The sequence below is a fragment of the Kitasatospora sp. NPDC056783 genome, from assembly GCF_042789895.1.
Classification (GTDB): Bacteria; Actinomycetota; Actinomycetes; order Streptomycetales; family Streptomycetaceae; genus Kitasatospora.
Genome location: NZ_JBHUAF010000082.1, coordinates 20,529 through 27,121 on the forward strand (window position 1 = coordinate 20,529; position 6,593 = coordinate 27,121).

A 6,593-nucleotide genomic window follows, 5' to 3' on the forward strand; every position below is an offset into this window, starting at 1 on the left:
GCGGGTAGGGATCCCTGCCATGGCCGAGGACGACACCGAGCACCCCCCGACCGACGAAAACCCTCCGACGGACGCTCCTCCGAGCGGATCCGGACGCCCGCGCAGGCGCCGGCGGTGGCTGCTGATCACCGCCGGCGCCGTCGCGTTCCTGCTGGTCGCCACCGGCACGCTGCTCTGGATCGCCTACCGCGCGCTGGACCGCAACATCCGCACCGACTCGGAGACCGACCGGCTGCTCGCCAGGCTGGAGGCCGAACGGCCGAGCCGCACCGCCGGGGCTCGGGGCGCCGAGAACCTGCTGCTGATCGGCAGCGACGACCGCTCCGGCGCGAACGGCTCGTACGGCGGCGAGGCGGGCACCGCGCGCTCGGACACCACGATCCTGCTGCACCTGGCCGCCGACCGGAAGCACGCGACGGCGGTCTCCGTCCCGCGCGACGTCATGGTCACCGTCCCCGCCTGCGAGAGGCCGGACGGCTCCCTCAGCAAGCCGGCCCTGATGCAGTTCAACTGGGCCTTCGAGACGGGCGGCCCGGCCTGCTCGATCCGGGCCGTGGAGCAGCTGAGCGGCATCCGGGTCGACCACTACGTGATCCTCGACTTCAGCGGCTTCAAGACGATGGTGGACTCCGTCGGCGGGGTCGAGGTGTGCGTGCCGCAGCCGATCCACGACAAGGACGCCAGGCTCGACCTGCCCGCCGGCCGGCAGACCCTGCACGGCGAGCAGGCGCTCGGCTACGTGCGGGTCAGGGAGACCCTGGGCAACGGCAGCGACACCCAGCGCATGGGCCGTCAGCAGCAGTTCCTGGCCTCGCTGATCCGCAAGGTGCAGTCGCAGGACGTGCTGCTGAACCCGGCGAAGCTGTGGCCGGTGCTGAACGCCGCGACGTCCTCGGTCCGGGCGGACGGCGGGCTGTCCTCGCTCGGCGCGCTGTACGACCTCACCCAGGACCTGCGCGGCATCCCCTCGGCGGACGTGGTCTTCCTGACCGCGCCGCGCCGCCCGTACCGCTACGACTCGGACCGGGACGAGTTCGTGCAGCCGTCGACCGGTCAGCTGTTCGCGGCGCTGCGGGACGACCGGCCGGTCGCCGTCCGGCCGCCCGGGTCCGCGTCCTCGCCCGCTCCGGACCCCGGCTCGGGCCGGGGTCCGGACGCGGGCCCGAAGCCGAGCCGGGGCCCGGGGCCGGGCGCCGGGGTGGATCCGGCCGCCGAGATGGCGGCGGCGAGCGCGTCACCCTCGGTGACCGACCCGCCCACCTTCGAGGGACGGACCGCCGACGTGGACGCCTGCGCGGCACACTGAGCCGGTCGGCCGGGGCACTCGGGGGCGGCGGCGCCGGGCGATCCGGACGGTTTCGCAATTGCTCGGCCACGAACGGAATTTGCCTCGGCTTTGCCGGAACATGGCGGAGATCACACCGGGAACGACTCCCCCGTTCGGCTCGTCTACTGTGTCCGGACCGGCCCGTTCCGTACGGGCGGGCCGGAGCCGTGACCGGTCGACAGTTGGGGAACCCGTGCACGAGGAGCAACCGGAAACCGGCCGGTACCGCGTGGACCCCGCCCCCGGCGTCCCGCGACAACGCCGCCGGGCCGCCGAGGCACGGCCGGGCGCCCCGGCCGAGCCGCCCGCCGAGGGCCGCCGGGACAGCCGGCGGCGGGCGGCCGCGCTCGCCAGGCGCCACCGCCGTCGACGGGCGCTCAAGTGGACGGCCGGGGCGGGCGCCCTGGTGATGGTGGCGGGCTGCGGCGGGGCGTACTACCTGTACCGGCACTTCAACGACAACCTCACCTCCGTCAAGGTCCAGCTGGGCGACGAGTCCGAGCGCCCCCGGGCCGCCGGGGAGGCGCTGAACGTCCTGGTGATCGGCACCGACAGCAGGGAGGGCCTCGGTCGCGAGTACGGCGACGAGGGCAGCGCCGGGCACGCCGACACCACACTGCTGTTCCACATCGCCAAGGACCGCTCCAACGCGACGGTGATCAGCCTCCCGCGCGACCTGATGGTGCCGATCCCGGAGTGCCAGAACGCCCAGGGGAAGAAGATCCCGGGCTCGGCGCGGGACCAGTTCAACGTCAGCCTCGGCCAGGCCGGACGGGACGCCGGCTGCACCTGGAAGACCGTCGAGAAGACCACCGGCATCCGGGTCGACCACTTCGTGCAGGTCAACTTCGAGGCGGTGAAGACCCTGTCCACCGCCGTCGGCGGGGTCGAGGTCTGCGCGGCCAAGGACATCAACGACTCCGGCTCCCACCTCAGGATGACGAAGGGCCGGCACGTGGTCCAGGGCGAGGAGGCGCTGGCCTTCGTCCGGACCCGGCACACGGTCGGCCTGGGCGGCGACCTGACCCGGATTCCGCTCCAGCAGCAGTTCATCGGCTCGATGATCCGCAAGATCAAGAGCGACGACACCCTGACCAGCCCGACCAAGCTCTACAAGCTCGCGGACGCCGCCACCAAGGCGCTCACCGTGGACTCCGGCATCGGCAGCGTGGACAAGCTCAAGGACCTCGCGCTGGACCTCGGCAAGGTCGATCCCAAGAACATCACCTTCACCACCGTCCCCGTTCTGGACGACCCCGCGGACAAGGACCGGCTGGTGCTCAAACAGCCGGACGCCGGGCAGGTGTTCGCGATGATCGCGGGCGACCGCTCGCTGACCGAGACCGCGGCCGCGCCCGCCACCGGGGCCCCGGCCACCGACGCCGCCGCACCGGCCGCGCCGGAGACCGCCACCACCGCCACCGCCGCGGCCGTCGCCACCAAGGACATCCAGCTGACGGTGCGCAACGGCAGCGGCAAGCGCGGGCAGTCCGGGCCGACCGTGGAGAAGCTCCGGGCGAAGGGCTTCGACCGGGCCGCGGTGGGCAGCGACGCCCCGCTCGCCGAGACCACCACGGTGACCTACCAGGCCGGGCAGGAGGCCCAGGCGAACGCCCTGGCCGCGTCCCTCGGGCTGCCCGGCGACGCCGTCCGGCCGGCCGCGAAGCCGGACCCGAAGGGCGGGCTGCTGCTGGTCCTCGGCAAGGACGTGCTCGCCGCCCCGGCGGCGGTGCCCACCGAGGCGCCCGAGGACCTCCAGCGGGTGCAGGGGGACGACGTCGACGTGTGCGCCAAGTAGCCGGGCCGGAAGCGGAGGCGGGGCCGGGGCCGGGGCCGGACCGGATCACCGGCCGGCCGACTGTCCGTCCGACTGGCCGTCCGACTTGCCGTCCGTCAACTGCCGCCCTGCGCGCCGCCGGTCGGGGCGGTGGCGGTGGCGGTACCGGCGGTGACGAAACGAATCAGCTGGTCCTGGAGAGCACGTCCCTGGAGGACGGGCCGACACTGGCGATCACTCTCCGGGCCAGCGAGCGCGGCGAGGTCAGGAAGCCGAAGCCCCAGCTGAGGTGCATGGTCGCGAGGGCCACCGGCAGCAGCGCCTTGGCCTTGAACGACAGGCCTCGTCCCTCGACCACCGCGCCGCCGACGATGCCCAGCAGGTAGGCGCCGGGCACCGCGAGGAAGGCCGGGTGGACGGCGATGCCGAGCACCAGCCCGAGGAGCAGCGCCGCCAGCGCGGCCGGCGGGGCGAGGTAGCGCAGGTTGACCGAGCCGCGGTGGTAGCGGGTGACCACCCGGCGCCAACGGCCGTAGTCCTTGTACTGCTTGGCCAGCGCCCGCACCGAGGGCCGGGGCCGGTACGTCACCTTGAGCTGCGGGGTGAACCAGACCAGGCCGCCGTCCTGGCGGATCCGGTAGTTCAGCTCCCAGTCCTGGGCGCGGATGAACTCCTCGTTGTAGCCGCCGAGCTTCTCCAGCACCTCGCGCCGGAACACCCCGAGGTAGACGGTGTCCGCCGGGCCGGCCAGGCCGCCGGTGTGGAAGGCCGCGTTGCCGACGCCGATCTTGGAGGTCATCGCGGCGGCCACCGCGTTCTCCCACTCCGTCTCGCCCTCGGCGTGCATGATGCCGCCGACGTTGGCCGCGTCCATGTCGCCGAGCAGCCGGACCGCCGTGATGATGTAGCCGGGGGTGAGCAGGCCGTGGCCGTCCACCCGCACGACTATCGGGTGCCGAGAGCCCCGGATCGCGGCGTTCAGCCCGGCCGGCGTCCGGCCGGTGGGGTTCTGGACCGTCCGCACCCGCGGGTCTTCGGCCACCAGCTCGGCCGCGATCTCCGCGGTGCGGTCGGTGGAGGGGCCGAGGGCGATCACCACCTCGATCGGCCCCGGGTACTCCTGATCCAGGATGCGCCGGACCGCCGTGCGCAGGTGACGTTCCTCGTTGAGCACCGGCATGATCACGGAGACAGCCGGCAGCTCCTCAGCAGCCTTGGTGTTCATCGGGGCCAACCGTACCGGTGCGGACGCGTCCCCGTCTTGTCCCGGTCAGGGCCACTGCGGACGCCTCGCCGCGCGATGGCGGTGCTGTGATCAAGGACACCGTACTACCCCGGCGGCTCCGTCCGAAGCGGTGGGCATCCGGTGCCGGACCGGGGTGGATTCAGAGGGCGTACCGGACGACGGTGAACACCGCGTATCCGGCCAGTGCGCAGCGGTTCAGCAGGTGCTGGGGGCTGCCCAGCCGGTCCGGCAGGACCTGTCGCGGGCGCAGGTCGGGGCGGTGGGCGGCGGTGGCGACGGTCCGGGCCAGCTCCGCCCGGTCGTACCGGCCGCCGAAGAGGCCGGCCAGCCAGAGCGCCGGGCGGCCGAGGAGGGAGAACTCCCGGCCGCCGCGCAGCCGGACGGTGAGCGTGTTCCGGTGCACCGCGGCCGCCGAGACCTCCGTCCACCGGAAGGCGCGGGTGCGCAGCCCGGTGGCCATCCGCAGGCCGTCGCGGTCCACCACCAGCTGCCAGGACAGCGTGTGGCCGCCGGCGAGGATCGCCAGCGAGCCGATCCACAGGGGGCGCAGCAGCCCGCCCCACCAGCCGTGTTCGTCGAGCAGCACGAGGGCGGCGGCGGCCAGCAGCGCCGTCAGCGGTCCGGCCGCGACCCGCAGCGGCAGCGGCATCTCCCAGCGGCCGGCGGCCAGTGGTTCGGCGGCGGACCCTTCCGCCGGGGCGGCGGCGACCGCGTCGGCGGTGAGCGAGGCGACGGCCAGTTCGTCCTCGCGGTAGCGGCCGGAGCGCCGACCGAGCCGCGGTGCCCGGGCGGCGGGGGCGACCACGGCCGCCACCCAGCGCGGGTCGCCGTCCAGCACGCCGGGGCGGACCAGGAGCTGGCGGTCGGGGCCGTCCGGGCCGCCGTACAGCACCGCGGGCACGGTGCGGCCGGCCCGGGACAGCCACTCGGCGGCCTCGGCGGGGGTCGCGCGGTCGAACAGCTCCGCGTACTCCTCCTCTTCCCCGTCGTGGTCGAGCACCGGGTCGGGGTAGTCGGCGGCCTCGTCCTCGGTGGGCAGGGGCTCGGGCACCCAGGCCGAGCCCTCGCCGTCGGGGGCGGCGTGGGCGGCCCAGCGGTAGCGGTCGCGCTCGACCAGGCGCCACAGCCCGGGGCCGTCCGGCGGGCCGTCCAGCGGCAGGACCAGCAGGTCGCCCCGGGCGTCGGCGCGTACCCGGACGGCGAGCGCGGGGGCGGCGCCGGCGAAGGCGGGCCTGGCCCGGCGGGCGCTCGCGGCGGCGGCGGAGCCGAGCAGCAGCAGGCCGGGCAGGGCGATCAGGCCGCCCACGACCAGCTGGCCGGTGAGGTCGTAGTCGTCGCCCAGGGCGCGCACCGAGTCGTCGCCCACCAGCAGCGGGACGGGCTCGCCGGGGTGCGGCCGGCGCTGCCACCAGACGTCCAGGGCGGCGTCGCGTTCGGGGCCGCCGCCCGGCGGCTGGAAGCGGACGGTCAGCACGCCGTCCTCGTCGCTCTCGCCCGCGGTGCCGGTCACCCGGGTGGCCTGCTCGGCGGCGGTGTCCGCCTGGGCCTTCGCCCAGAGGCCGTACGCCGGGACGGCCACGGCGACCGTGAGCAGCAGGACGCCGAGGAGACGGCGCAGCACGGGCGGGCGGTCCGGGAGGACGGGCGAGGGCGCGACGGCGGCCGTCCAGGGGTAGAGGACGGGCGGGGCCATCAGCTCGTCCAGCTGCTGGCGGGCGCGGCGGCGGCCGGCCTCGGCGCCGAGCAGGACGGCGGTGAGCAGCAGGTGGACCAGGACGGCCGACCAGCGGCCCAGCGGGGTGACCAGGCCGTCCGGGAGGTACCAGAGCAGCGCCAGGACGGCCGGCGGGACCAGCACCCGGATCCGGGCCCGACTGGCCAGCAGGATCACCTCGGCCGGTATCGCCCAGCCGGCCAGTGCCGAGCCCCAGGGGTCCCGGCAGATGCCCTGGACGTTGCACTGGAGCGTGTCCGGCTCCACCGAACCCGCCAGGGCCACGAAGGCGACCGGCACCAGCGCGAGCCAGCGGCCGTCCAGCCGCCAGAGGGTGCGGGCGGCGCGCCAGCGGGCGGCGGACGCGGTGGTGAGGGGCGCGGCGGTGGGCAGCGGCGGACCGTCCGAGGGGAACATCGGACGATCATCTCAGCACTCCGGAAACGGCCCGCACCCCAGGGGAGTTCACGGACGGGGCGCGCGGGGACGGGGCGCGCGCACGGCACGGGGGCCGGGCGCTGTGCGCGCC

Annotated in this window: 4 protein-coding genes; 2 read left to right on the plus strand and 2 right to left on the minus strand. The window is 75.1% G+C overall.

The genetic code is table 11. The features are described 5' to 3' along the window. Positions 1-19: 19 nt before the first annotated feature. Positions 20-1,306 (plus strand): LCP family protein, encoded by a 1,287-nt coding sequence (locus tag ACFRMQ_RS15105; protein ID WP_380730893.1) that lies wholly within the window; start codon positions 20-22, stop codon positions 1,304-1,306. Positions 1,307-1,520: 214 nt separating this feature from the next. Beyond that, positions 1,521-3,125, plus strand: a complete 1,605-nt coding sequence (locus ACFRMQ_RS15110; RefSeq protein ID WP_380730894.1) for an LCP family protein — start codon at positions 1,521-1,523, stop codon at positions 3,123-3,125. A gap of 163 nt (positions 3,126-3,288) precedes the next feature. On the opposite strand, the gene ACFRMQ_RS15115 is transcribed toward ACFRMQ_RS15110, so the two are convergent. After that, on the minus strand, positions 3,289-4,329 hold the full coding sequence (locus ACFRMQ_RS15115; RefSeq protein ID WP_380730895.1) for a glycosyltransferase family 2 protein: 1,041 nt from the start codon (positions 4,327-4,329) through the stop codon (positions 3,289-3,291). A gap of 160 nt (positions 4,330-4,489) precedes the next feature. Next, positions 4,490-6,481: a hypothetical protein gene (locus ACFRMQ_RS15120; RefSeq protein ID WP_380730896.1), complete on the minus strand. Its 1,992-nt coding sequence runs from the start codon at positions 6,479-6,481 to the stop codon at positions 4,490-4,492. Positions 6,482-6,593 lie beyond the last annotated feature (112 nt).

Bases quoted from the DNA above. Each gene is read 5' to 3' on its own strand.
- ACFRMQ_RS15105 (WP_380730893.1), top strand. From the start codon at position 20: ATGGCCGAGGACGACACCGAGCACCCCCCGACCGACGAAAACCCTCCG.
- ACFRMQ_RS15115 (WP_380730895.1), bottom strand. From the start codon at position 4,329: ATGAACACCAAGGCTGCTGAGGAGCTGCCGGCTGTCTCCGTGATCATG.
- ACFRMQ_RS15120 (WP_380730896.1), bottom strand. From the start codon at position 6,481: ATGTTCCCCTCGGACGGTCCGCCGCTGCCCACCGCCGCGCCCCTCACC.